This is a genomic window from uncultured Marinobacter sp. (genome assembly GCF_913055835.1).
In the GTDB taxonomy this organism is placed as follows: Bacteria; Pseudomonadota; Gammaproteobacteria; order Pseudomonadales; family Oleiphilaceae; genus Marinobacter.
The window spans coordinates 11,929-37,519 of record NZ_CAJXKQ010000027.1; the positions used below are offsets into that span (position 1 = coordinate 11,929).

A 25,591-nucleotide genomic window follows, 5' to 3' on the forward strand; every position below is an offset into this window, starting at 1 on the left:
ACGGAATGGCGACCTTCGGGTCGCCATTTTTTGTTCCTGTCACCAATTCGTCATGGTAATGACTCGGAATTGACGCTGAACTGTCACGCCTGTGGCCTAGCGTGTGTAGGAATTCCCTACACCAAGCAATGCCAGAGGCACAATGTCATGTTCCGTAAGACCCTGCTTTCCGCAACCATCCTGTCTTCCCTGTTGGGCCTTAGCGCCTGTACCGATGATGGTGACGATGGCGCTGATGGTATCAACGGCACCAGCAAATCACTGATCGAACTCAATGTTTTGGGCACCTATCAGGCCCCGGGCGACGTGTTCGACGTGGGGGCTGCCGAAATTGTTGCCCACGATGCTGCCAACCAGCGATTGTTCGTTGTAAACGCCGGTGCCTCCACGGTAGACGTGCTTGATATCCAGAACCCCTCCCAACCGGTTCTCTTGCAGACCATCGATGCGACCGCCGAGGGTGCTTCCGCCAACAGTGTCGCTGTCTTCGGCAGCCTGGTGGCGGTGGCCATCGAAGCCGACGTCAAGCAGGACAACGGCAAGGTCGTTTTCTACAACACCACTGACCTTGGCAAGGTTGGTGAAGTTACGGTAGGGGCGCTGCCCGATATGGTTACCTTTACCCGGGACGGCATGAAAGTGCTGGTCGCCAACGAGGGTGAACCCAGCGACGACTACACCAACGATCCTGTGGGATCCGTCAGCATTATTGATCTGTCAGCGGGCGTTGCCGGCGCAACGGTAACCACCGCAGGATTCGAAGCCTTCAATGCCGATGAGGCGGCACTGAAAGCCAGCGGTGTGCGGGTGTTTGGGCCGGGAGCAACTGTCGCCCAGGATATGGAGCCGGAGTACATTGCGGTCTCCCTCGACAACAAGACCGCCTGGGTCGCCCTGCAGGAGAACAACGCCGTAGCCGAGCTGGATATCGAGGCCGGTGTGATCAATGCGATCCTGCCCCTGGGTTTCAAGGATCACAGCGTGATAGGAAACGAGCTGGACGCCAGCAACCGGGATAGCGGCATCAACATCCGCAACTGGCCGGTGAAAGGTATGTATATGCCGGACGCTATCACAAGCTATGGCTACAATGGCAAGACTTACTACATTACTGCCAATGAGGGCGATTCCAGGGACTACGATGGCTTCTCCGAAGAGTTCCGGCTTGGGGATCTGACCCTGGATGCCACGGCTTTTCCAAATGCGGCCGATCTTCAGCTCGAGGAGAACCTGGGCCGGATCAACGTGACCTCGACCCTCGGCGTCAGCAACGGATGCGATCCCTCTGACCCGGCGACGGATCCGGAAGTCGATTGTGAATACAGCGAAATCTACACCTACGGAGCACGATCCTTCTCTATCTGGTCCGCCGATGGCCAGAGGGTCTTCGACAGCGGCAGCGAGTTCGAACGGATCACCGCCAGTCTGTTGCCTGACAACTTCAACGCCACCAACGATGAGAACAATTTCGACAATCGATCCGACGACAAAGGCCCTGAGCCGGAGGCAGTGACAGTTGGCACAATCAACGCCCAGACCTTCGCGTTTATCGGTCTTGAGCGAATTGGCGGAATTATGGTTTACGACGTGACCAATCCCCAGAATCCGGAATTCGTCCAGTACCTGAACAATCGGGATTTCTCGGTTTCGGATGTAGACTTGCAGGCCGGTATGGCCGGAGATCTCGGACCGGAGGGCATTGCCTTCATCGCTGCCGAAGACAGCCCGAATGGACAGCCCTTACTGGCAGTGGGAAATGAAATCAGCGGAACCACCACCCTGTATGGTATTGACGTGATTGAACTGACGGCGGACTGAACTCAGGGTCTGAAAGAAACCCGGGGGCATCGTTATCGATCCTCCCGGGTTTCTTGTTTTCCGCCTCAGACAGCGGCCTGCAGCGGTGGCACTTCCTGATGCAGGAACCACTTTTCCGTCACGACTTTTCTCGTAAACCAGTGGGAGCGCATCAGGCCACTGGCCAGGGGCATCTTGACCCAGTCGGGCACCTGCCAGCCCTGGTCTGCCTCGGTGGCGCGAGTGCCGAAGCGTTCGGCAATGGCATCGCCGTAAATCTGCAGGGAGGAGGCTGAATAGTCGGCGGCCTGGCGAATCACATCCGCTGCCAGCAGCGCGGATTCTATCGCTGGCCGGATACCCTCGCCACTCTGGGTGTAGGCGAGGCCGGCGGCATCGCCAACCAGCATCACACCGTCGTCAACCAGGGGTCTGTCGGCGTGGGCGTAAAGCAGATAGGCGTGGCCCTTGAATCGTCCGGGCAGGTCCTGTGGAATCCGACCGGTGGATTTCATTTCCTCAACAAACGCTTCCAGATGTCCCGTCAGCTTGTGGTTGTCTTCCCGGCCCAGCCCGATATTTAGGAAATTGCCTTTCCGGAACACCCAGGCATAGCCCTTGAGATCCCGACAGAACCAGAGCTCGGGCGTATCGCCCCGGGCCTCGCAAACCGAGGCCTGCTCCGGTGTCATTTCAAACTCAACTTCCTTGGCGGCGACGACGGTCTCATGGCCCCCCGGTCCGTCTCCCAGTAATCGCGCAACCGGGCAGAAGTGACCACCGGCACCGACAATAAGAGGGGCTTCCCAGGTGTCATTGACAACCCAGTTGCCGTCTTTGCGGACGATGGGTTTGACCGGCGTGGCCAACTGTTTTGGACCGTTGACGCGGCTGAGCAGATAATCGTCGAATTCACATCGGCGAATACCATAGCTGACGACATCGCCATGATCGTTTTCCACGGCCGGCTGACCCATCATGCCGATACGAAAACGACGAATGGGTTGGAGTGTTCGTCCGTTGCCGTATTCCTCCAGGTTAATCTTCAACGTGTCCATAACGGCAGGAGTAACCCAGCCCGCACAGGTCTTGTCCCGGGGGAAATCCTGCTTGTCGATGATCAGTACTTTTTTGCCGCTGTTTTCCAGAGCGCTGGCCAGGGTGGAGCCGGCTGGGCCGGCACCGACGATGATCAGATCGTAATAATCCATCAGGCCTCCTCGGGTGCTGCAGGAAAGTTGTAGAGGTCCTGCCTGGTCTGTGGGAGTTTGTTATTGTCACCGTGGCTGAAGACCACCTGGAACAGCTGCAGGGAACCGGCCCTGAAGGCAGCAATGGAACCGGCCAGATACATGCGCCAGGCCCGGGTAAAGTGGCCGTCGTACATGGCGGTTACCTTGTCCTCATTCTCATTGAACCGTTCCATCCAGTGGCTCAGGGTCTGGGCGTAATGCAGCCGCAGATTCTCGACATCCAGCACCGAAAAATCACCATGCTCGCAGATCTGCATGAATTCGCCGATGCTCGGCGGGTAGGCCCCGGGGAAGATGCGTTTCTCGATCCAGGCATTCATCAGCATCGGGCGATTGCGGCCGATGCTGTGAAGCAGGGCGATGCCGTCGGGTTTCAGGCTACGTTTGATCAGTTCGGACAGGGCCTCGTAGTTTTCCTTGCCCACATGCTCCAGCATACCGATGGAGACAAAAGCGTCGTACTGACCACTGATGTTGCGGTAATCATCTTCGACATATTCAACTAGATGATCCAGACCTTGCTTACGCGCTTCTTCACGGGCGTAGGCCAGCTGTTTCCTGGAGATGTTGTAGGAGTGCACCTTGACGCCGTAGTTGCGCGCCATGTATCGGGCCAATCCACCCCAGCCACAGCCGGCCTCGACCACGGTCATGCCGGGCTTGAGCCGGAGTTTACGACAGACGTGTTCCAGCTTTGCCAGTTGCGCCTGTTCGAGGCTCAGGTCCGGGCTCTCGTAATAGGCGCAGGTGTACTGCATTTCGGCGCTATCGAGCCAGAGCCGATAAAACTCGTTGCCAAGATCGTAGTGGTGGTGAATGTTTTCCTTGGCTTCGGAGATGCCGGTGGAGCGAGGGTTGTGGTTGCGCCAGAGGGCTTCCAGCCATTTCGGCCATTTCTGGCGCGCCTGATGCACTGAACGGTAGAGGGTTTCCATCAGGTCAGGCAGGTCGCCCTCCACTTCCAGGCGACCGGCGCTGTAGAGGTCGCCGAACGCCAGGTTGGGATTGGTGACCAGTGCGTAGAGGGCTTTCGGGTCGGTCAGCTGCAGAGTGAACTGCGCCTGTTGGCCTTCCGGTTCAATGACATCGCCGTTCCAGAGCCGGAAGCGGAGCGGTGGCGATCCCGCCATTCGCATGAGCTTCGCTATCAGCCACCGCTCGTAGGTGTGCGGTGACCGATCAACATGGGTATTTTCCAGTGGCAGGGTCAGAACGTGGCTCTTGGTTTCTTGCCCGCTCTCACGGGTTTTCTGGGCAGTGCTCTGGTTCATGGACTCCGCTCTCCCTTGATAACCTCAACATCAATGTTTTGTCGACGTGTGTGCGCCAGGGTTCCCGAATACCAGTCTGAGAATCGCCGGTTTTCCGTTCAGTATAGAAAAGCCTGAGATTTTGTCAGGTTGAGCAAGGATAGAAGAGCGTTATCGGAAGGATGGCCAGGCAAGAAATGGAAGGGTAAAAAAATACCGGGCCCTGGGGCCCGGTATTTTTGGTCAGTATGAAGAGCTCATACCAAACCACTCTGGGAAAATCACAATCAGTGCCAACACAAACATCTGTATCAGAATGAATGGCAGGACACCTTTGTAGATATCCGTTGTTCGCACTTCCGGTGGTGCGACACCTTTCAGGTAGAATAACGAGAACCCGAACGGTGGCGTCAGGAAGCTCGTTTGCAGGTTCATGGCAATCAGGATGGCGAACCAGAGCATGTTGATGCCCATGGCTTCCGCAACCGGTGCAAGAATCGGCACGATGATGAAGGAGATCTCAACGAAGTCGATGAAGAAACCCAGCACCAGGATGACCACCATGGCCAGGATGATGAAGCCCCACTTTTCCCCGGGCAGCTGCAGCAGCCACTCTTCCAGCAGGTAATCGCCACCGGTGTAGCTGAATACCATGGAAAAGGCGGTGGCACCGATCAGGATCGCGAAGACCATGGCGGTTACCTTCACGGTATCCTTGGACGCATCCCACACCATTTTGAATGAGAACTGCCGGTAGATGATGGCCAGCACCACAGCGCCAACGCCACCCAGGGCGGATGACTCGGTTGGTGTGGCAATGCCAGTGAAGATCGAGCCCAGAACCACCACAATCAATGCCAGCGGTGGAATGATTGCCAGCAGCGCATTGAAGATTTCCTTCTTCCGGGACACGCCCGGCTCATCCGGCATGGCCGGCGCGGTTTCAGGCTTCAGTCTGGTCAGAACCAGGATATACACGATATACAGACCGACCAGCACGATGCCGGGCCAGACCGCTGCCTTGAACAGATCCCCGACCGGAAGGCCAAGCACGTCACCCAGGATGATCAGGATGATCGAGGGCGGGACGATCTGGCCGAGAGTGCCGGAAGCGCAGATAGTGCCGGTGGCAAGCCGCTTGTCATACTTGTGGGCTAGCATGACCGGCAGGGAGATCAGGCCCATGGCCACCACACTGGCGCCCACGACGCCGGTGGATGCGGCCAACAGGGCGCCAACCAGGATGGTCGAAATCGCCAGGCCGCCGGGCAGGCCACCAAACAGCCGGCCCATGGAGGTCAATAGCTGCTCTGCCAACCGGGTGCGCTGAAGCACCACGCCCATGAAAATGAACAGGGGCACGGCCATCAGGACGGTATTCTGCATCACGCTCATGATGCGGTAGGGCATGAAGGCAAAAAGGTCCATGCCCTCGGCGAAAATTCCGAAGAACAGTGCAACGCCACCAAAGGTGAATGCGACTGGGAAGCCCAGCATCAGCATCAGCAGGGCGACGCCGAACATAATCATACCGATCATGCGAGGCCTCCTGCGCTGTGCTCACCAGCGTAAGCTTTCTCACCGGACATGACCCGAATTGCATAAGTGACCATGTTCAGGCCGGCAATGCCAATGAAGACTGCACTGATAGGGATGACAGACTTGATGATCCAGCGGTGGGGCAGACCGCCAGGGTCGCCGCTGCCTTCACCCATGTTGTAGGAGTCCAGGGCAAAATCGTAGCCGTAGACGCCGATCAGGTAGGCAAAGGGGATAACGAAAATGATTGCACCCACCAGGTTCACCCAGGCCTTGGCCTTGTTGCTCCACTTGGTGTAGAAAACGTCGACCCGAACATGACCATCCGTGCGCAATGCGTAGGGAATACCCAGCAGGAACACCACCGAATAGAGGTGCCACTCCATTTCCTGCATGCCGATTGAAACGTTGTTGAAGGCGTAGCGGGCCACTACGTCGTAAAAGACGTTGGCTGCCATCAGTATCATCGCGACACAGGCAACCCAGCCACAGAAGGTGGACAGCCGGGCAAGCCCTTCGTCCAGTTTGATAATCCACCGCATTGATGATCTCCCGCCAGGAGAGCTGGCGCTTTTTCAGTTGCTATAAACGACAAAACCGGGATCACTCGTAGAGCGATCCCGGCTCCGTTACAGCCTATATCTTACTCGACTTCGGCCATGGTGTTGAGGTAAGCGCGCTCGGAAATGTTGGTGTAAGCGCGGCTCTGCTCAAGATAGTTCTGCTGGGACTCAATGATCTTGGCAGCCATGTCACTTTCGGCCGCTGCTTCTTTCAGCAGCTTGTTGTTGGCTTCGTACATGGCGTCGAAGATTTCATCCGGGAACTGCTTGATCTGCACATTCGGGTATTCTTTACGAATGTTTGCCCAGGCTTCGGCGTTGGCGTGCTGGGAGTGAACCAGCATGTCGTAGGAGGCCGTGCGCATGGCGACACGCATGATTTCCTGAAGATCGGCCGGCAGCTTGTCCCATACACGCTTGTTGACCAGGAACTGGAGCTCGGTGGCCGGCTCGTGCCAACCGGTGTAGTAGTAGTCAGCAATCTGCTGGAAGCCAAGACGTAGGTCCAGGGCCGGGCCTACCCACTCAACCGCATCGATGGTGTTGCGCTCAAGAGCGGTGTAGAGCTCACCCGGGGCAATGTTGGTTGGGTTAACGCCAACTTCCGCGAACACCTCACCGGCGAAACCGGGGATACGCATTTTCAGGCCCTGAAGGTCCTCCAGCGAGTTGATTTCCTCGCGGAACCAGCCGCCCATCTGGACGCCGGTGTTACCGCCGGGGAACGACAGCATGTTGTGGGGCTCATAGACTTCCTGCATCAGTTCCATGCCACCACCGTGGTAGAACCAGGCGTACTGTTCCATGGCGTTCATGCCAAACGGCATGCTGGTGAAGAACAGGGTCTCGGGAACCTTGCCTTTCCAGTAGTAGGATGCGGAGTGGCCCATGTCGTACTGACCGGCCTTTACCATGTCAAACACGCCCAGCGGGGCTTTGTGCTTGTTGGCGGAGTCGATACGGACCTTGAGTCGTCCGTCAGACATTTTCTCTACGTTTTCAGCGAAACGCTTGGTGGTATCACCGAAAATCGGGAAATTTGGCCCCCAGGTTTCTGCGAGGCGGAGTGTAAAGGTGTCTTGGGCGAGCGCCTGCGAGGAGGCAAAGGTAGTTGCGACAGCCAACACAGCCGCGGAAAGAACAGAACGGATCTTCATTGCTCTTCTATCCTCTTATCGTTTTTGTGGGTCGAGCGTTTCCCTTTTTGAGGTGAAAACGCTCTTGATGCTAGTTCACGGTAGCAATTATCGTTAACAAACGAAATCAAAAACCGCTAGGTGTACGACCTTGGTCGTACAGCGGATCAGATGTCCTGCATCCGGCCGATCTGGCTGGCCAGACGCATGGCTTCGTGTTCTTCAAGGGCCAGAAGGTCCTCCAGAAGCGATTTGGCTTCGGGGATTTCTGCCTTGCCGATCAGGGAATCGTAGAGGTCCATGACCTGGTCGTGAAACTGGAAGACCTCCCGGGCGATGTCCTCGAAAGACATGGAGGCGTAGTGGGTGTAGGAGTCGGCGCTGGGGCCAATCGGCTTGTGCTGGTTGTTCAGGTAATCGTACAGGCGTGTGCTCAGGGCCTTGGGTTCAGCCTGGTTCTCAAATTCACGCACGGCTTTCTCCAGCAGCGACTCATGGCGCGACAGGTAGTCGAGTAACGCGGAGGCTCTTTCGTCATTGTTCAGTTTGGCCGACTCGTGAAGACTACGGGACAGGTGCGCGTGCAGCTGGCGTGTCCAGTCAATCAGGTCCTCGAAGGTTGTTATCTCCATTGCTTTGCTCCTTATCGGGGCGGATCGTTTGTAGTTGGCATTTAGAGGTAAGTCTAGTCAAAATTGAGGGTTATGGGGTACCCGCCGGGCTCCGGAATCAGCGAAATGGAAATTGGTCATGACAACGACACTAGGCATCATTGAAGGATTCTATGGCCCAATGTGGACCTGGCAGGAACGTCGACACCTGGTCCGGACCCTGGCCCCCCACGGTTACGGGTTTTATCTCTATGCCCCCAAGGCCGATGCCTTCCTCCGGCGCAAATGGCAGCAGCCACACCCGCCGGCCATGGCCTCGGAGCTGGCGGAATTTTCGCGCTTTTGCCGGAGCGAAGGTGTTCGTTTCGGTGTCGGCCTCAGTCCGTTCGAGGTATTCAATCGCTTTGACGATGAGGCCCGGGCGGCGCTGGCAGACAAACTCGCGCTGCTGGAGCGCATCGGCATTGATGAGCTGGCGATTCTGTTCGATGACATGCGATCCGACACTCCGGACCTTGCCAGTACCCAGGCGGACATTGTGCACTGGATCCGTGATCGCACAACCATCAAACACCTGAGTGTCTGCCCCAGCTATTACTCCGATGACCCGGTACTGGACCGGGTGTTCGGAGAGCGACCGGCGGATTATCTGGAGACCCTGGGACGCAAGCTGGACCATTCGGTGAACGTCTTCTGGACCGGGGAAGAAGTGTGCTCCAGGGAGGTGTCTCCCGGTCACCTGAAACGGGTGGGGGATCTGCTCGGGCGCAAACCGGTGCTCTGGGATAATTATCCGGTCAATGACGGCGGCCGGATGTCGCAACATCTGCATCTGCGCGCGTTCACCGGACGACCTGCGGCCAACGCGGCGCACCTGGCCGGCCACGGCATCAATCCGGCATTGCAGCCCACATTAACGGCAATTCCGGCCATAACGCTGGCAGAGTCCTATCGGCTTGGGCCGTCCTATCAATATGGCCAGGCATTCCGCCATGTGGCTCGGGAAGTACTGGGCAGGGAACTGGCGGCGCAGCTGCATGCGGATCTGCTGGTGTTGCAGGATGCCGGCCTGGGCCGGATCAGCGAGGAAAAGCGCCAGAGTCTGCAGCACACCTACGATGCCTTTGACCATCCGGCAGCCAATGAGATTCTGCGCTGGCTGGCTGGTGAGTACCAGGTGACTGATGAGATGGTGGCTACCCAGTAACCCTGTCGGCTATCGGAGATAGTACTCGACGGTCGATACAACGCGAACGGTTTTAACCGGTTGCTGCCCCTCCATGATGCCCGGCGCCTGGTCCCTGGCCAGAATCTGGAAGACGCCCTGGTTGGCACGTCGCAGTCCTCCGAGTTCCGCCTTGGCATCCTGGGCGAACTGGGCGGCGGCTTCCCGCGCTGATGCCGTTGCCTCGGCAATCATCTCCGGCTTGATATCGTTGAGACCATTAAATACGTAAGTCGGGCCGGAAGGGCCGTAGTCCGAAGACAGCACCACTCCCGAATCCACCAGTTCACTGACTCCCTGGGCTGCCTGCCGGATTCGATCGACGTCGGTGCTGCGCACCATCAGGGTCTGGCTGATGATGAATTTCTGTTCGCCATTGTTGGCCTGGTAGGGGTTGGCCCGGGTGTCAGTGACATCCAGACGCTGGAGTTCCACGGCATCCTGGTTTATGGCCTGCAGCTTCAGGAACGCCATGATCGCATCCCGGCTGTTTCTCGCCCTGTCCTGGGCTTCATCCAGCGAAGCCCCGGTCGCAACAAAACGGATAGGCCACAAGGCGAGATCTGCATTCACTTCCCGTTCAGCCACGCCCTTGACGGTGACATAGCGGTCGCCGGTGCGCAGGTCGGTGAGGCCATTGCCGATCAGGGCGGCGGAGATAATGGCACTGATGCCGAGAATCAGCGAGGCGAGAAGTTTCATGATGTGTCCCTGTATCTGCGTCACCGGAGAGTTCTGGAAAGTTTCGAAAAAACGTCCGGTTGCTGGCTGCTATCCTGAAGATCATGAGCAAGGTTAGCGCTTCATGTCCCAGGCTGAAAGGGAGGAATCATGACAAAAGTGAAAGTTGAATGCGTCAAAGGCAATATTGCCGCACAGCAGGATATGGACGTAGTCGTGAATGCGGCCAATGCCGAGCTCTTACCCGGCAGTGGCGTCGCCGGTGCCATTCACAGTGCAGCCGGCCCGGGACTGGCCGAGGAGTGCCGGGCGCTGGCGCCCATCAGGCCCGGGCAGGCGGTGATCAGCTCGGCCCACAACCTTCCGAACCAGCATGTTATCCATTGCCTGGGCCCGGTTTATGGGGTGGATGAGCCCTCGGACCGTTTGCTGGCGGACTGTTTCCGGAATGCGCTTTATCTGGCTGACCAGAACGGCCTATCGTCCATTGCCTTTCCCGCCATTTCTACCGGCGTATTCGGGTTCCCGCTCCGGGACGCGGCGGCCGTGGCCATGAAAGCGGTCGCCGACAGCCTGACGGAACTCAACTCTGTTCGCCTGGTCCGGTTTGTCCTGTTCAGCGATCAGGATCTTTCTGTATTTGATGAGGCCCGCAAGCTCGAATCGGACCTTTCCGGGCAGTAGCGGCGGTTTTAGTCGCAAGTCTTGTCGGTGGATCTGCTGAAACGGGCCTGCATGGCTTTGCGTTCGCGCTCGGCGTCCTGGAATTCGTCGGGCAGGGGCTGGATAAAGTAAATGAAGTCTCCTTTTGCGCGATTCCGGTCCAGTGGTGGCTCTTTGACGTCCGAAGGCCAGAACACGGGACTGATTACGGCGACAGACAGCTCCGGCGCGCGCTGTTTCAGCAGGGCCACCGTTCCCAGTCCCTCTTCGCTGTGGAAGGTGCCGGTCAGGTGAAAGACCTGGTGCCCCGGATACTCGGCCCGGGCCTGAAGGATGCGCGCGGCCATGGTGTTGTCACGTAGCAACTGGGCCTTGTAGGTGTTCTCCATCCGCTCGCTCATGGTGTCGTCCGCCCGATGGCTGGCGCCAATGGCGGCCACGAACTTTTCCCGGTAGGCCGGGGTGTCCATGAAGGGATCGCTGGGTAACGTCTGTTTCAGAGTGTCAGGAATACGGTCGAGGTATTCAGGGCCTTTACGACCCACACATCGAACCACATCCGCCGGCGCGTTGGCAGCGATCACCGGCAGATTCTGCTGGCGGGCAAATTCCACCAGTGGCCGGTAGGAGGCACGGTAGTTGTCCCAGGCACCGGAATCCTCAATCATTTCGGTTTCCCCGGTTTCACCCTGCAGGTAACGGTTGAGGTCATCCTGATGGTCCAGATTGAACTGCTCCATGGATAGAAGCTGCTCTGGCCTCAGCCGATACAAAGCTGTCTGAAGCCGGGACTGCAGAAGATGTGCGCCATGGTGTCCATGGTATTCCCCAACCACCACGACATCCGTGTTGACCAGTTGTCGTGCCAACTCTTCTGGAGTCAGGGCGGTATCGGTTTCCGACTGCACTAACCGGAAATCATACTGGGTTTGAGGTGCCGGAAGTTTTGCTTCCTGGGCTTTTGAAGAAGGCATGGCAGTGCACCCGTTCAGAGCAGCGAGCGTGGCTAATAGCAGGGCTGGCATGAGAGGTTTCATGGTAGTCCTTACGTTGCGAGCGCTGTCAGGATCTTTTTTCGCGCTCTTCGCGCCAGTCCGGCCCCAATCTCTCTTCCACGTATTCGCGGATGAATTGGCGCACCCTCTGTGAGGGCGTGACATCCTCCTGCTTGCACAATTCTTCAAAGGCAGCCTTTTTTTCCGGATCAATCAGTAGCGTCAGGCGGGCAGTGCGTTTTTCCATGGGGTTGTTCATAACCTTTGGTGATTGCTCGACATGTTAATCATATTAACATTGAATGAATATTTTATGAGCATATAATTTACAGGCATCAGTTGCAATTAACGAGTCTTTCATGCCGCATCGTGCCCACCTGTTTTCACTCCGGATGGCCCACGCATTCCGGGAAGCCTGTATTGACGAGCCCTATCGGGGGCGCCGTTTGCTGCGAGACCTGATGGCCGGCGTAACAGTGGGCATTATCGCCATCCCGCTGGCTATGGCACTGGCCATCGCCAGCGGTGTTGCACCACAGTACGGGCTGTATACGGCAATCATCGCCGGCTTCGTAATTGCCCTCACTGGTGGCAGCCGTTTCAGTATCTCCGGCCCTACCGCTGCCTTTGTTGTCATTCTCTACCCCATTGCCCAGAGCTATGGATTGGGTGGTTTGCTCCTGGCCACCCTGATGTCCGGTGTGCTGCTGGTCATCATGGCGTTAATGCGGCTGGGCCGCTTCATTGAGTATATTCCTGAATCCGTCACCCTGGGATTTACCGGCGGTATTGCAGTGGTAATCGCCACGCTTCAGGTCCGGGACTTTTTCGGCCTGCCGGTAGGCGAGATGCCCGAACACTACTGGGACAAGCTGGCTTTACTGGCGGGGGCACTGCCGGAATTCGATGGCATGAGCACTCTGGTGGCCGGCGCCACCCTGGCTGTAATGTTGCTCTGGCCAAGACTCAAAACCCCGGTGCCTCCGCATCTGCCGGCCGTGGTGATCGGGAGTCTTCTGGCATTGTGGTTGAACGCCCAGGGCGCCTCTGTCGAGACTATTGGTTCACGGTTCAGTTACCTGTTGCCGGATGGGTCGACGGGCGCCGGTATTCCGCCTTTTCTGCCAGAGTTTGCCTGGCCCTGGCAGCAGGCAGGGGCATCGGGTGAGCCTATTGGGCTGTCCTGGTCGCTGGTCCGGGATCTGCTGCCCGCGGCCTTTGCCATCGCCATGCTCGGCGCCATTGAATCACTGCTTTGCGCGGTGGTGCTCGATGGCATGACCGGCAAACGTCATAGCGCCAACAGCGAGCTGATGGGGCAGGGCCTTGGCAACATTGTTACCCCGTTTTTCGGCGGCATTACTGCGACCGCAGCCATCGCCCGTTCTGCCGCAAATTACCGTGCTGGCGCCGAGTCGCCTGTATCTGCAATGGTTCATTCCCTGGTGGTGCTGCTGGCGCTGGTGTCGCTGGCCGGGCTGTTGGCGTACCTGCCCATGCCGGCCATGGCGGCGCTGCTGATCATGGTGGCCTGGAACATGAGCGAGGCGCCCAAGTCGCTGCACTTGCTGAAAACGGCGCCGCGCAGCGATATCCTGGTTTTTCTCACCTGCTTCTCGCTCACGGTATTGCTGGATATGGTGATTGCCATTACCACCGGCGTTTTACTGGCGGCGGTCCTGTTCATGCGGGAAATGGCACAGATGACCAGGGTCACGGATATCACCCTCAGCAATCGTATGGCTGACTACAAGCTGCCCGATGGCTGGCAGGTCTTCAAGATCAATGGGCCCCTGTTCTTTGCCGCCGCCGATCGGATTTTCGGGGAGCTGGCGGTGCTGTCCCGGAATGCCCGCGGGTTCATCCTGTATATGGATGGCGTCACGATTCTCGATGCCGGGGGACTGTCTGCCCTGAACAAGCTTATTGCCACTTGTGAATGGGACGGCACGCAGATTGTCATTGCCGATCTCCAGTTCCAGCCACTGCGGACCCTTGCCCGCGCTGGCGTCACACCTGTGCCTGGTGTAAGTCGTTTTACTCCCTCTCTGGACGAAGCCTTGCGCCTGATCAGTCAACCCTCGCATGAATCGGAAACGACGATCCAGATAAAACATTGATTCTTAATGTCTCAGGATGGTTTACCCTTAGGCGATGAGAATACTCCTGAAAAGAGGAATGCCATGTTGCCTTTCCGGTTGATCGACCGAGTGAAATTCATACTGGAACGCCAGCTTGTCAAGGGGGCGGGGTTTCAGCTTCTTGTGGTCGGTGTATTTATTGGCCTGATTTCTCTGATCGGCGGTCTTCTGGTGGTTCCCCAGGGCGGGGACTTCGAAGAGCCAGGCTCCGCAATCTGGTGGGCCTTCCTGCGGCTCACCGATCCCGGTTATCTGGGAGATGATGTAGGAACCTGGCAGCGCTTCGTCTCAACCTTGCTGACCATCAGCGGTTATGTGGTGTTCATGGGCACCCTGGTGGCCATTCTGACACGGTGGTTGATTGCCAAAATGGCGGACCTTGAGCGCGGCCTCACGCCGGTGACTCTTAAAAACCATGTAGTGGTGTTGGGCTGGACCAGCCAGACCCTGCCGTTGCTTTCTGAGTTGCTGGGTTCCAGTGGCCGGATGCGGCGCTTCCTGGAGAAGCACGACGCCCAGAAGCTGAACCTGGTGGTATTGTCGGAGGAGGCTTCAGCGGCCCAGGTACATGAACTGCGGAGCGAACCCGGTATCGGGCGCAGAGCTCGCCAGATCATCCTGCGTTCAGGGTCGGCCATCCAACCGGACGCGCTGCACCGGGTGGCCTGCCTGGATGCTGCGGCCGTGATCGTTCCCAGCGCAGCCCATGAGGCCGGCAGTCTGGTGACCTCCGACGTGGAAACCGTCAAGGCGCTGCTGTCTATTGCCGCCCAGGCGAGGCACTTTCAGTCCTCTTTGCCGTTTGTCGTGGCAGAGATTCAGGACGTCCGCAAGCTGCCGGTGATTGAACGGGCCTACCCCGGGGCCGTAGAGGTTGTAGCCGGCGATGCCACCATCAGCCGGCTGATGGTTCAGAACATCCTTCATCCCGGCCTGTCGGAAGTGTTCAACGAATTGCTCACAGCCGGTGAGGGGAACGAGATCTATATCCGCGGCGGTGAATCGCTGGCGGGCATGACACTGGGTGAGCTGGCAGCGGCCCGGCCAGAGGTTATCGTGCTGGGGCTGCTGAAACATCGTGATGCAGGTTGGGATGTGCAGTTGCTTGCGCCTTCTGACTCGCGGATCGAATCGTCTGATCGTGTGGTCATCATGGCCCGGGATTACTCCGAGACGGAGCCAGATCCCAAGAAAACAGCTTTGCCGGAACTGGTGAGGGGCCCGGCGGTGCGGATTGAGCGGCCTGCGGACCAGGTGAATCACCGGGTTCTGGTGTTGGGTTGGAATCGGCGGGTGCCCAGCCTGATCGCGGAGTTCCTGAGCTACGGACACCGGCATTTTGAAGTGGACCTTGTTTCTGTAGTCCCGAAGGCCGAGCGGGAACAGGCCATTTCACAGTACGTCGACAATGCCGACCGCCTGACCTGTCGGCATATGGAGGCGGATTATATGGTGGAGGGCGAACTCCGCCGGATCGGGCCGGCGGGCTACGATACCGTGATCCTGCTTAGCAGTGACCGATTGGCGTCGGGCGAAGAAGCCGATGCCCGCGCGATGGTGGGGTATCTCCAGTTGGAGGATATTCTGGCCGATTTTGCACGAAGGCCCCAACTGATCATGGAGTTGAGCGACCCCGATAACCGGCACCTGCTGGATGGGCACCAGAGCGAGATGATGATCAGCCCCATGATTCTGAGTCACGTTCTTGCCCAGGTGGCCCTGCGGCGTGAGCTTCGGATCGTTCTGGATGAGCTGTTCACCGCTGGCGGCGCCGAGATTCAGTTCCGGGATCCGGCGGATTACCCGTTGCCTGCCAGTGCCACTTTTCAGGTGCTGGAAAAGACGGTGGCCGCTGAAGGTGAAATTGCGCTCGGTGTCTTTCGCAGCAACCCCAATGAGCGTGGGCGTCACCTGCAACTGAACCCGCCCCGGAAAGACTATCTGGAGTTGCAACCGGGCGACCGGCTGGTGGTCCTGTGTCTGACCTGATAGCCCATCAGTCGATGCTGTCGAGCAGAGCGGCCATGATGTCGTCCATCACCACAAAGCCCTTCAGGTCATTGTCAGCCAGCACCAGCAGGCGCTTTACCCGGTATTTACTCATCAGGCTCGCGGCATGCCGGACATTCAGGCTCTCACCCACGCTTATCACGGGTTTGGCACAGGCGTCATAAACGTTCAGAAGATCGATGTCGCCGTCCTCGGCAATAACCGTTTTCAGCACATTGGTGTAGGTGATCAGGCCCCAGGCATCGTGCTCACTTGTCTTTTCCACCACCAGCGATTTCACCGAGTGCTGTTTCATCATTGAAAGTGCATCGCGAATGGTGGCAAATGGAGAAATAGTGACAATGTCCCGGACCATTACGTCTTTGACCAGTTTCATGGTTGTTCTCCGGCTACAGTGAATCTTTCAGATGTTGTTCGAACTTCGCGACCTGTGACATGTCGATCCCGCCCAGGTGTTCGAGGGGAAGCGTAAACACAAGTCCCTTCGAATCGTTATGGTCTGGCATCAGAATCTTCTGGATAGCCTTCAGGATATCGAGCGAAAGACTCTTCTCCAGAACCATCAGCAGAACACTCTGGCTGCCGTCGTAGGTCAGACCGAAGAAGGTTTTCCTGGCGGTGTTGCTGATGCCTCGACCGGATAGCACGGTGATGCCACCGGCGCCAAGGTCCCTTGCGGCATCAACGCAGTCCTGCTCCTGATCCTCGGGAACGATTGCAACCAGTACCGAAAATTTCATGAGTCTGTTTTCCTCTGCTTTGCAAGCATTTCAACAATGATGGCGTAGCTCATCACCGTCACAATCGGAAAAATAGAGGCGAAGGCGATCAGGCCGAAGCCATCGATCAGCACGTTACGGCCTTCAATGCTGCTCGCCAGGCCAATACCCAGTGCGGTCACCAACGGCACGGTAACCTCCGAGGTGGTTACCCCGCCAAGATCGTAGGCCAGGGGGATGATGTACCTGGGCGCCAGCGCAGTCAGGATGATGACCAGAATATAGCCGCCAATGATGTAATGGTGAATCGAATCGCCACTGATAATCCGGTGGACGCCAAGGGTTATCCCCAGGGCTACGCCGACCGCTACAATGATCCGTATGGCGTTGCCATTGATGGTGCCGGCAGCGGCCTGTTCTGCCTGATGCCCGATGGCGATCAGCGCGGGTTCGGCCATGGTGGTGGCGAAGCCGATCATGAAGGCAAAGAGATAGACGAACAGGTACCCCTCCATGCTCATCAACTGCCGGGCCATGCTCGTTCCGATGGGAAACAGGCCGAGCTTGAGCCCGACCACGAAGGCATAGAGCCCCAGCACCACCAGCGCAAACCCGAACAGGATCTTGCGGGGATTGGTCAGCCCGCGGCGCAGTACCAGGTATTGGAAGAACAAGATAGTAATAATGATCGGCAAAACGTCCCGGACCATCTCCGCCAGGTCGAGCAGCATACGCAGCAGAACCGGTGTCTGATCGGCTGTTCCGTTCCCGGCCAGGGTTGGCAGCACCGTCGGGTCTGCGGTTTCGCCGGAATAAACAACAATCCCATACAGTTGAACGGTGATCATCGGGACCATGACGGCAAGTGCCACCAGGCCGAAGCCGTCGAGTAACGGATTGCGACCTCGAATGGAGGCTGCCAACCCGATGCCCAGGGCCGCAATGAGGGGCACCGTGACGATATTGGTGGTCACACCGCCGGAATCGTAAGCCAGGCCAACAATCTCCGGCGGTGCGAACCAGGTAATGATCACCACAACGATATAGCCGATGATCATGAACCAGTGCAGCGGGTAACCGAAGATGGTCCTGAATACGCCGAGGGCAACCACCAGCCCGACAGAGACGGCTACCAGTATCCTGAGCGTCAGTGCCTTGATCTTGCCTTCGCTGATTTCTTCCGCCTGTTGAGCCACGGCAATCAGCGCCGGCTCTGCCACCACTGCCGAGAAACCCATGGCAAATCCGAAGGAGAGCAGAATAGGCACCGAACCCCGGCGGGCAAACTGGTTGGACAGGCTCTTGCCGACCGGAAAGATGCTGAGCTCAAGACCCTGGAGAAACAGCGCAACGCCGACGGCCACGATCAGTAACCCGACGGCCATTGCCAACGTGTTCTCCGGTATTTGCTGGAGAACAACCAGTTGAAAGAAGACGACGACAGCGACGATCGGAAACAGATTCTTCAGAGCGTGCAGAAGGGAATGGCTGAAAGCTCGCAGATAGAACACTGTTTGCGCCTGGTGAATTCTGACGTGGAGTAACCATTATCCACAATAACAATAGCCAGTGTGTCGGCGTTGATCCAACTCAAAACCTGTCCCGGTTCTGCATTCACCAGAAAAATGCCGAAAATAGATCATATAAATTTCAATTATAAATTTGAAACCACTAAAGTAACCACCAATGTCATCGCTTTGCTCAAAAAGTGAGCAGGCTGTTGGCTTCGGAAGTTGCTGTACGCTTCTCCATATCGACATAGAAAACCAACGTAGAAAGGATTGAGACCATGCCCTACGCACAAGACGTTGACCAGATTGCTTCCCTGTTGAAGCAGCACCCGACCTGGAACGCCATCAACCCGAAGCACGCCGCTCGCATGCGCGCCCAGAACAAGTTCAAGACTGGTCTGGACATCGCCAAGTACACCGCCAAGATCATGCGCGAAGACATGGCGAACTACGACAAGGACACTTCACAGTACACCCAGTCCCTGGGCTGCTGGCACGGCTTCATCGGTCAGCAGAAGATGCTGTCCATCAAGAAGCACTTCGGTACCACCAAGCGTCGTTACCTGTACCTCTCCGGCTGGATGGTTGCTGCCCTGCGTTCCGAGTTCGGTCCGCTGCCTGACCAGTCCATGCACGAGAAGACTGCCGTATCCGGCCTGATTGAAGAGCTGTACACCTTCCTGCGTCAGGCGGATGCCTGGGAACTGAACCACCTGTTCCGTGCACTGGAAGAAGCCGAGAAAGCTGGCGACAACGCCAAGGCTGAAGAGCTGATCAAGCAGATCGACAACCACGAAACCCACGTCGTGCCGATCATTGCCGACATCGACGCCGGTTTCGGTAACGCCGAAGCTACCTACCTGCTGGCCAAGCAGATGATCGAAGCCGGTGCCTGCTGCATCCAGATCGAGAACCAGGTGTCTGACGAGAAGCAGTGTGGTCACCAGGATGGCAAGGTAACCGTTCCCCACGCCGACTTCCTGTCCAAGATCAACGCTGTTCGTCTGGCGTTCCTCGAGCTGGGTGTGGATGACGGCGTTATCGTTGCCCGTACCGACTCCCTGGGCGCTGGCCTGACCCAGAAGCTGGCTGTTACTGACGAGCCGGGTGACCTGGGCGACCAGTACAACAGCTTCCTGGACGGTGACTACATCGAGGACGCTTCCGAGATCAACAACGGTGACGTTGTCATCAAGTCTGATGGCAAGCTGATGAAGCCCAAGCGTCTGGCCTCCGGTCTGTTCCAGTTCCGTCCGGGCACTGGCGAAGACCGTGTTGTTCTGGACTGCATCACCAGCCTTCAGAACGGCGCTGACCTGCTGTGGATCGAAACCGAGAAGCCGCACGTTGGCCAGATCGCCGGCATGGTTAACCGCATCCGTGAAGTGGTGCCCGATGCCAAGCTGGTCTACAACAACAGCCCGTCCTTCAACTGGACCCTGAACTTCCGTCAGCAGGTATTCGACGCCTGGAAGGAAGAAGGCAAGGACGTATCTGCCTACGACCGTGACAAGCTGATGAGCGAAGAGTACGACAACACCGAGCTGGGTCAGCTGGCTGACCAGTGGTGCCAGAACTTCCAGCGTGACGCGTCTCGCGAGGCGGGTATCTTCCACCACCTGATCACTCTGCCGACGTACCACACTGCGGCCCTGTCTACTGACAACCTGGCCAAGGGCTACTTCGGTGACGAAGGCATGCTGGCCTACGTTGCCGGTGTACAGCGCAAGGAAATCCGTCAGGGTATCGCCACCGTCAAGCACCAGGATATGGCTGGTTCGAACATCGGTGACGACCACAAGGAATTCTTCGCTGGTGATGCGGCCCTGAAGGCCGGTGGTAAAGACAACACCATGAACCAGTTCGGCTGATCGACGGTTCTGAAGTTGCTGGAGCGAGCCCCGAAGGCTCGCTTTAACCCACGAAACCCCGCCTTGCGCGGGGTTTTTCTTTTTGACACCGCTTATCTTCCGTAACTGTCTGAAAAAAAATAAAAACGGGCGATTTGGCGGTTTTTCTTTGTCCTCCCTGTTTCACCCCTGAAACAGTTTTCCTTGCCCCCGGCCCTGCCGAGTCTTGAGTGATTTTTATAAAGGTTAGCAAAAACATCCAGTTGGCATCCGTTTATGGATTCTGGCACGGGAATCGCTCCTTTGTTCTGGCGGGTCTGAACCTTGGCTTACCCGAAGGCTAGCGGGTTGGGTCGGATCCCTTTAAAGCCAATAACTTCAAAGGAAATGACATCATGAACACCAAAAAGACACTGCTAGCAGCTGCCATCGCAATGACAATGGGTGTTTCCGGTTTTGCCTACGCCGATCAGGGCGGTGACGGAGATCCGAACACTAACGCGGACAATACCTCGACAGCCAACAACGACCATTCAGGCAATACCGACTCCGGTAACGACAACTCCACCGACAGCTCGGACAACAGCACTGATGTGGCTGATTCGTTCAAGATCGCCGACAGTGGCAATGACAACTCCACGGACAGCTCCGACAACTCAACCAATGTTGCGGATAGCGGGAATGACAATTCCGACAACAGCACTGATGTGGCCGATTCGTTCAAGATTTCCGACAGCGGCAATGACAACTCGGATAACTCCACCAACGTTGCAGACAGTGGAAATACTGCTGTGGCCGATAGCGGAAATGACAACTCCGACAACTCCACCAACGTGGCAGACAGTGCGAACGACAGTTCGGACAATTCGATCAATGTTGCCGACAGTGGCAATGACAGTTCGGACAACTCCACAAATGTTGCCGACAGTGGGAATGACAGTTCCGATAACTCCATCAATGTTGCGGACAGCGGAAACGACAATTCCGACAATTCCACCAACGTTGCTGACAGCGGCAATACCGCGGTAGCAGATAGTGGAAATGATAATTCCGACAACTCTACCAATGTGGCAGATAGCGGAAACGACAATTCCGATAACTCCACCAATGTGGCAGACAGCGGCAATACCACTGTCTCCGATAGTGGCAATGACAGCTCCGACAACTCCACCAACATTGCCGACAGCGGGAATACCAATATCTCCGACAGCGGCAACGACAGCTCCGATAACTCGTTGGCCCTGGATCTGGATGTGTTCCTGAATAACGCTGATCTGGATGGCAGCGTAACAGGTACCGCAACCACATACGGCGATGCCAACGGCAGAGCGTCCTACACCGAGGCTCGCAACCGCAATGAAATCTCAGGCGGTTCCGCGAACTACACCGGCGTCGGCGCTTTTGCCCAGAATGCAGGCAACGGCAACGTTACACAGGCAAATGTCAGTGTAATGTCCAACCTGTCCACCGGTGGTGGCACCCAGTAAGGAATCCCGGCCGCACCCTGACGGGTGCGGCCCGGGTATTCCGGGAGAACTGCCATGGGTTACGTCATCAGAGGGAAACTGAAGGCTGCCTTGCTGGCGTTATTGGTCGCAGGAGCGGGATTTGTCTCGGCAGAGGAGTGGATGGATACCACCTCCCTATCGGAAGCTCAGTTGGCGGATGCAAGCGGTCGTCAGGGAGTTTCGATGCAATGGCAGATAAACAATAACCAGCAGAATGCGAATGTCTCCGATAACCTGCTGTCCGGGACCGTTGTCACAGGAGACAACAGTATTTCCGACAACGCGTTCGGCAACATGAGCGGAGTCGCCACGGTTATCCAGAACACGGGCAACCAGGTGGTCATTCAGGACAGTACCCAAATTAATATATTGATCAATCACTGACGGAGGTGGGCCATGACCAAGAGGGTTCTTGTCGCGGTTTGCGCGAGTACCGGGCTGTTATGGTCCACCGCATTTGCCGGCTCCGTCATGGTGCCGGGTATTGGCGGTGATTTTCGTCTCACTGTAAACAGTTTCGAGAGCCGTCGCTTCGACAGCGTTCTACGTCAAGAGTATGACTTCAGTTGCGGCTCCGCGGCGGTCGCCTCGTTACTGTCATTCCATTACGAAGACCAGGTCACCGAACACGATGTGTTCATAGAAATGCTGGCACTGGCAGATGAGCAGAAGGTCCGTCAACATGGCTTCTCCATGCTGGATATGAAGCGTTACCTGGCGTCCAGAGGGTACCAGGCTGATGGATTCCGCTTGCCGTTGGCCGGGCTCAGAGAGAAGGTCCGTCTGCCTATGATTGTATTGCTCAACATAGAGGGCTTCCGTCATTTCGTGTTGGTCAAAGGCATCAGTGAAGATGAGGTTTTGATAGGAGACCCCGCACGGGGGCTGAAGGTCTACTCTTACTCACAGTTCAGCGACTACTGGGATGGCACCGCCTTTGTGATCCGCAGTCATCTTGATCGGGGGCGCGATCACTTTCTGGATACCGGGCGCTGGCCCCAGGTGGCGAGGGCGCCATTGCAAAAAGGCCTTGTAGGGCCGGCTCTGGGGCACACACTGCCTTACTGGCCCTCCACGAGGGAATGGTGATGATCATGAAGGGCAGGATGCCTGCGGTTGCATGGCTAGTGATTGCCTGCACAACCATATCGCAGGTTGCCCGGGCGGAACTCAATCCCGGGGTTGCCCCAATCGCTGACGCGGAGCTTTCGGAGTACAGGGGTGGTTTTCTTATGGATAACCTGGAGATCAGTATTGGCCTGGAACAGGTTGTCGGTATTAACGGTGACACTCTGGTGATCAATCGATTGACCATCCCCAACCTCAACCAGCCGGTCCATGACCGGCTGCTGGATCACCAGATGGAAACCGTTCTCGAGGTTATCAGTGCCAACCGGCATGGCGGAGCCCGGGTAGCGAGCAATATGGCCGGTCCCAACGGCTGGATGACAGTGGTCCAGAACAACCTTGATAGTACCGTGATACAAAACATGCATCAGTTGAATATTGAACTGAATAATTTGGGTGCCGGAAACCAGTTCCCGGCCAGGTTCAGTGATCAATTGATCCAGTTGCTTGGCCGCTGACAGGCCTTTGACCCCTCCCTAGAGACTGATTGGAAGCTTGAGAGTAATCTCGCTGTTGGGTGCGTTCTCGGTAACGCCGATGCTCACCGTCAGACTCAGGGATGTGGACTGCGACAGGCGCTGGGACAGCCCGAACGACAATGACCCGATCTGAATGCGGTCGAAGTTGGATTCAAAAAGGTCAATGTTTCTCTCGAAGGTGGTTTTCCGGATAATCGAGTGATCATAGCCCAGGCTGAACGACGTCCGCTCGTTAAAGGCGAACCCCATCCCGAAGCCAAAACGCACAATGTCGCCCGGGTCGACGGTGCCGCCATTTTCAAAGCCCTGCTCCTCTTTGAGTGTCCAGACATAACTCAGATTTCCGAACAGCACGGCCGGGTCAGTGGGGTAGATGAATGAGAGTCCGGGTTCGAATGCCCAGAAGCCTGATCCGGTCGGCCTGCTTTCCAGCTCGATGCCAATCGGGTTGCCCTGATTATCAAGTATCGTCCTCTGATCGACGTCGTAGGGGCCCTCGCCGGTCGGCGCTCTCACGCGAAGCGCGCCAATCACGTAGGGCCAGCCACCGAGCCCGTCGTTTAGCTGGTATCGCGCCGAAAGCTCAACATCGCCAAGGCCCTCCCCGGAGGATTCGCGAAGTGTATCCACGGGTGTGCCCTGGAAAACCTCTCGCTCTCTGAGGTCCTCATTGATGCTGAGGTAAGGCACGCGGACCGCCGCTTCAAACTTGCTGGTTATGCCGTATTTGAGTGACAGGGCGCCGACGAAGATATCGCGCTGGATCTCGGAGATGTTGATCAGTCCGATCAACAGGGCAGGGATCACCGTGTAACCCTCGATCGCGACTGCGGTTGAGTTGCTGTGGGCATGGGAAAACGAGGGCTCGATGGTAAACCTCCCCGGGCGCGTGACGATGCCCCGGTCGGCGGTAATGGATGCGATGTCGGTGGCTGGATCGTGACTCTCGTCGGACGTTGTCCGGATTTCTGTTGCCAGGGGCGCGGTATCCCTGTCTGCCTGGGCGGCTTTAACCACTGCCGAGGGACCCAGAGAAATCAGCGGTATAAGCCAAAGTGTGTTCTTATTCATGGGGAACTCCTTCAGTTGTCTTTCTGCGCCCGGGCTGAGGCACCATGAGGCACGTGGTGCTTATCCATCAGCCGGTAGAGCGAAACCCGTGAAATGTTTAGAAGCCGGGCAGCTGCCGACACGTTGTTATGGGCAAGCGCGAGACTTACCGAGATCGCCTGTCGATCTGCTCTGGAGCGAAAAGCGTCCAGTGAGAGTTCCTGGCTGCGGTCGAAGATATCGGTTGAGTTTGTGGTGAAGCCCATGTCTTCGGCACTGATCTGTGGGCCCTCTCCCAGCAACAAGGCCTGACGCAACCGGTTTTGCAATTCCCTGAGATTGCCTGGCCAGGGGTGTCCAGCCAGACAGATCAATGCATCGTCGGTGAGGCGCCTGGTGCCTTGTGCAGAGGGTGTAGCCGAGAGTATTCGTCTGGACAAAACGGGAATGTCTTCCTTCCGTTCCCGCAAGGGTGGCAATAACACGTGCAGGCTTCCAAGCCGGTAAAACACGTCGCTTCGGAAGTCCCCGGACCTGACCAGCTGTTCAAGTGGCTTCGTGCTTGTTGCAATGAGTCGGGTGTCGACGCTGATCGGATGGTTGGAACCCAGGCGCTCGATCAGACCTTCCTGAAGGAAGCGTAGAATGGCCGACTGTTGCTCGGAACAAAGCTCATCGACACCGATCAACAACAGAGTGCCGCCATTGGCCGCTTCAATTCGACCTTTCTGGGCACTCATGGCATGGGTAAATGCCCCTTTTTCGTGGCCGAAGAGCTCGTTCTGGGTCAGAGAGCGGGGCAAGGCGGCACAGTTCACTGCTATCAGTGGCTTGTTTTTTCGGGGCGAATTGTTGTGAATGAAGCGGGCGGCGGCTTCCTTGCCGGTTCCGTTCTCGCCATAGATCAATACAGATTCTTCGGTGCGGGCAAATTTCTGCAGCAACTCCCTGACATGCCGGATCGCCACCGACTCACCTTCGAGAGCGAAATCGTGGTAACAGGCGGGTTTTGTCGTCCGAGCCCTTGCCTGAAGTTCAGACATACCCCACAAATGGCCAAGGATGGCATTGAGTCGGTCGGCCTGCAGCGGGACTGTATGGTAGTCCGTGCAATAGCGATTGATCAGCCCACAGACTTCCGGACTCTGGAGCTGATGATGCCCCAGCGTGGCGACCCAGTGCTGGACCGGGATAGTGTCCAGCCACTCGGGCAGGCAGGCCAACTGATCCCCGTTTAATGAGGTCAGATCGAATACGCCGATTCTGGCCATGCCGCCAATACTCTCACCTCTGCCGCCTTTGCCTGGAGGGAAGGCATGAATAAGCTGCCAGTCCCTGAGCAAGGGCTCGCTGGCAGAAAAAGCCGGGTACACCGCCGACAACCAAACGAGCGGTCGTTTTTCCTTCATGGCGACTCTCCCTGAGAATGTGCCTGGAAAACGAACGGCTGAACGTTCAGTAAATGCTGGTAATACCGGAACT

General features: G+C 57.0%; 24 protein-coding genes. 10 read left to right on the plus strand and 14 right to left on the minus strand.

Annotated features, from left to right (window positions below; translation table 11 throughout):
• The first annotated feature begins 147 nt into the window (after window positions 1-147).
• Window positions 148-1,818 carry a choice-of-anchor I family protein gene (locus QZ534_RS13965; RefSeq protein WP_296935155.1) on the plus strand — a complete coding sequence of 557 codons (1,671 nt, stop codon included), beginning with the start codon at window positions 148-150 and terminating at the stop codon, window positions 1,816-1,818.
• Between the two features lie 65 nt (window positions 1,819-1,883).
• Here QZ534_RS13965 and QZ534_RS13970 read toward each other — a convergent pair whose 3' ends face one another.
• The 6 genes from QZ534_RS13970 to QZ534_RS13995 all read right to left on the minus strand — a co-directional run bounded on the left by QZ534_RS13970 (window position 1,884) and on the right by QZ534_RS13995 (window position 8,170).
• Window positions 1,884-3,008 (minus strand): NAD(P)/FAD-dependent oxidoreductase, encoded by a 1,125-nt coding sequence (locus QZ534_RS13970; protein WP_296935156.1) that lies wholly within the window; start codon window positions 3,006-3,008, stop codon window positions 1,884-1,886.
• The gene (locus QZ534_RS13975; protein WP_296935157.1) at window positions 3,008-4,321 is read right to left on the minus strand and encodes a cyclopropane-fatty-acyl-phospholipid synthase family protein; all 1,314 of its coding nucleotides are present in this window, start codon (window positions 4,319-4,321) and stop codon (window positions 3,008-3,010) included. Before QZ534_RS13975 ends, QZ534_RS13970 begins: the two co-directional genes overlap by 1 nt.
• Window positions 4,322-4,543: 222 nt before the next feature.
• Window positions 4,544-5,839 carry a TRAP transporter large permease subunit gene (locus QZ534_RS13980; RefSeq protein WP_296935158.1) on the minus strand — a complete coding sequence of 432 codons (1,296 nt, stop codon included), beginning with the start codon at window positions 5,837-5,839 and terminating at the stop codon, window positions 4,544-4,546.
• Window positions 5,836-6,381, minus strand: a complete 546-nt coding sequence (locus QZ534_RS13985) for a TRAP transporter small permease subunit (RefSeq protein WP_296935159.1) — start codon at window positions 6,379-6,381, stop codon at window positions 5,836-5,838. The genes QZ534_RS13980 and QZ534_RS13985 overlap by 4 nt, the downstream gene beginning before the upstream one ends.
• Window positions 6,382-6,482: 101 nt before the next feature.
• Window positions 6,483-7,559 (minus strand): TRAP transporter substrate-binding protein, encoded by a 1,077-nt coding sequence (locus QZ534_RS13990; RefSeq protein ID WP_296935160.1) that lies wholly within the window; start codon window positions 7,557-7,559, stop codon window positions 6,483-6,485.
• 146 nt (window positions 7,560-7,705) lie between these two features.
• Window positions 7,706-8,170 carry an ATPase gene (locus tag QZ534_RS13995; protein WP_296935161.1) on the minus strand — a complete coding sequence of 155 codons (465 nt, stop codon included), beginning with the start codon at window positions 8,168-8,170 and terminating at the stop codon, window positions 7,706-7,708.
• A 118-nt stretch (window positions 8,171-8,288) separates the two neighbouring features.
• Between QZ534_RS13995 and QZ534_RS14000 the strand changes: the two genes are divergently transcribed.
• Entirely contained in the window at window positions 8,289-9,356 is a 1,068-nt protein-coding gene (locus tag QZ534_RS14000) for a beta-N-acetylglucosaminidase domain-containing protein (protein ID WP_296935162.1), read from the plus strand.
• Window positions 9,357-9,365: 9 nt separating this feature from the next.
• On the opposite strand, the gene QZ534_RS14005 is transcribed toward QZ534_RS14000, so the two are convergent.
• A complete protein-coding gene (locus QZ534_RS14005; RefSeq protein ID WP_296935163.1) occupies window positions 9,366-10,076 on the minus strand; it encodes an SIMPL domain-containing protein in 711 nt (236 codons plus the stop codon).
• A 129-nt stretch (window positions 10,077-10,205) separates the two neighbouring features.
• On the opposite strand from QZ534_RS14005, the gene QZ534_RS14010 reads away from it, so the two are divergent.
• Window positions 10,206-10,739: a macro domain-containing protein gene (locus tag QZ534_RS14010; protein WP_296935165.1), complete on the plus strand. Its 534-nt coding sequence runs from the start codon at window positions 10,206-10,208 to the stop codon at window positions 10,737-10,739.
• 8 nt (window positions 10,740-10,747) lie between these two features.
• Here QZ534_RS14010 and QZ534_RS14015 read toward each other — a convergent pair whose 3' ends face one another.
• Window positions 10,748-11,692 carry a ChaN family lipoprotein gene (locus QZ534_RS14015; RefSeq protein WP_296935166.1) on the minus strand — a complete coding sequence of 315 codons (945 nt, stop codon included), beginning with the start codon at window positions 11,690-11,692 and terminating at the stop codon, window positions 10,748-10,750.
• 88 nt (window positions 11,693-11,780) lie between these two features.
• A complete protein-coding gene (locus tag QZ534_RS14020; RefSeq protein ID WP_069182795.1) occupies window positions 11,781-11,960 on the minus strand; it encodes a CopG family transcriptional regulator in 180 nt (59 codons plus the stop codon).
• 112 nt (window positions 11,961-12,072) lie between these two features.
• Between QZ534_RS14020 and dauA the strand changes: the two genes are divergently transcribed.
• A complete protein-coding gene (gene dauA / locus QZ534_RS14025; protein WP_296935167.1) occupies window positions 12,073-13,833 on the plus strand; it encodes a C4-dicarboxylic acid transporter DauA in 1,761 nt (586 codons plus the stop codon).
• A gap of 63 nt (window positions 13,834-13,896) precedes the next feature.
• Window positions 13,897-15,843 carry an ion channel DMI1 gene (locus tag QZ534_RS14030; protein WP_296935168.1) on the plus strand — a complete coding sequence of 649 codons (1,947 nt, stop codon included), beginning with the start codon at window positions 13,897-13,899 and terminating at the stop codon, window positions 15,841-15,843.
• Window positions 15,844-15,850: 7 nt separating this feature from the next.
• Here the strand turns inward: QZ534_RS14030 and QZ534_RS14035 are convergent, their stop codons facing one another.
• The 3 genes from QZ534_RS14035 to QZ534_RS14045 are packed head-to-tail and all read right to left on the minus strand — an operon-like array spanning window position 15,851 to window position 18,094.
• Window positions 15,851-16,240 carry a CBS domain-containing protein gene (locus QZ534_RS14035; protein WP_296935169.1) on the minus strand — a complete coding sequence of 130 codons (390 nt, stop codon included), beginning with the start codon at window positions 16,238-16,240 and terminating at the stop codon, window positions 15,851-15,853.
• Between the two features lie 13 nt (window positions 16,241-16,253).
• Window positions 16,254-16,604 (minus strand): transcriptional regulator, encoded by a 351-nt coding sequence (locus QZ534_RS14040; protein ID WP_296935170.1) that lies wholly within the window; start codon window positions 16,602-16,604, stop codon window positions 16,254-16,256.
• Complete coding sequence (locus QZ534_RS14045) at window positions 16,601-18,094, minus strand: DUF1538 domain-containing protein (RefSeq protein WP_296935171.1); 1,494 nt, start codon at window positions 18,092-18,094, stop codon at window positions 16,601-16,603. The genes QZ534_RS14040 and QZ534_RS14045 overlap by 4 nt, the downstream gene beginning before the upstream one ends.
• A 278-nt stretch (window positions 18,095-18,372) precedes the next feature.
• Between QZ534_RS14045 and QZ534_RS14050 the strand changes: the two genes are divergently transcribed.
• From QZ534_RS14050 to QZ534_RS14070, 5 genes are all read left to right on the plus strand, one after another.
• The gene (locus tag QZ534_RS14050) at window positions 18,373-19,965 is read left to right on the plus strand and encodes an isocitrate lyase (protein ID WP_296935172.1); all 1,593 of its coding nucleotides are present in this window, start codon (window positions 18,373-18,375) and stop codon (window positions 19,963-19,965) included.
• A gap of 374 nt (window positions 19,966-20,339) precedes the next feature.
• Window positions 20,340-21,431, plus strand: coding sequence for a hypothetical protein (locus QZ534_RS14055; protein WP_296935173.1), 1,092 nt, complete (start codon window positions 20,340-20,342; stop codon window positions 21,429-21,431).
• A 54-nt stretch (window positions 21,432-21,485) separates the two neighbouring features.
• On the plus strand, window positions 21,486-21,836 hold the full coding sequence (locus tag QZ534_RS14060; RefSeq protein WP_296935174.1) for a hypothetical protein: 351 nt from the start codon (window positions 21,486-21,488) through the stop codon (window positions 21,834-21,836).
• A gap of 12 nt (window positions 21,837-21,848) precedes the next feature.
• Entirely contained in the window at window positions 21,849-22,541 is a 693-nt protein-coding gene (locus QZ534_RS14065) for a C39 family peptidase (protein WP_296935175.1), read from the plus strand.
• Between the two features lie 5 nt (window positions 22,542-22,546).
• Window positions 22,547-23,038 carry a hypothetical protein gene (locus QZ534_RS14070; protein WP_296935176.1) on the plus strand — a complete coding sequence of 164 codons (492 nt, stop codon included), beginning with the start codon at window positions 22,547-22,549 and terminating at the stop codon, window positions 23,036-23,038.
• A gap of 18 nt (window positions 23,039-23,056) precedes the next feature.
• Here the strand turns inward: QZ534_RS14070 and QZ534_RS14075 are convergent, their stop codons facing one another.
• Complete coding sequence (locus QZ534_RS14075) at window positions 23,057-24,130, minus strand: transporter (protein ID WP_296935177.1); 1,074 nt, start codon at window positions 24,128-24,130, stop codon at window positions 23,057-23,059.
• Window positions 24,131-24,141: 11 nt separating this feature from the next.
• Entirely contained in the window at window positions 24,142-25,518 is a 1,377-nt protein-coding gene (locus QZ534_RS14080) for a sigma-54 dependent transcriptional regulator (RefSeq protein WP_296935178.1), read from the minus strand.
• Between the last annotated feature and the right edge of the window lie 73 nt (window positions 25,519-25,591).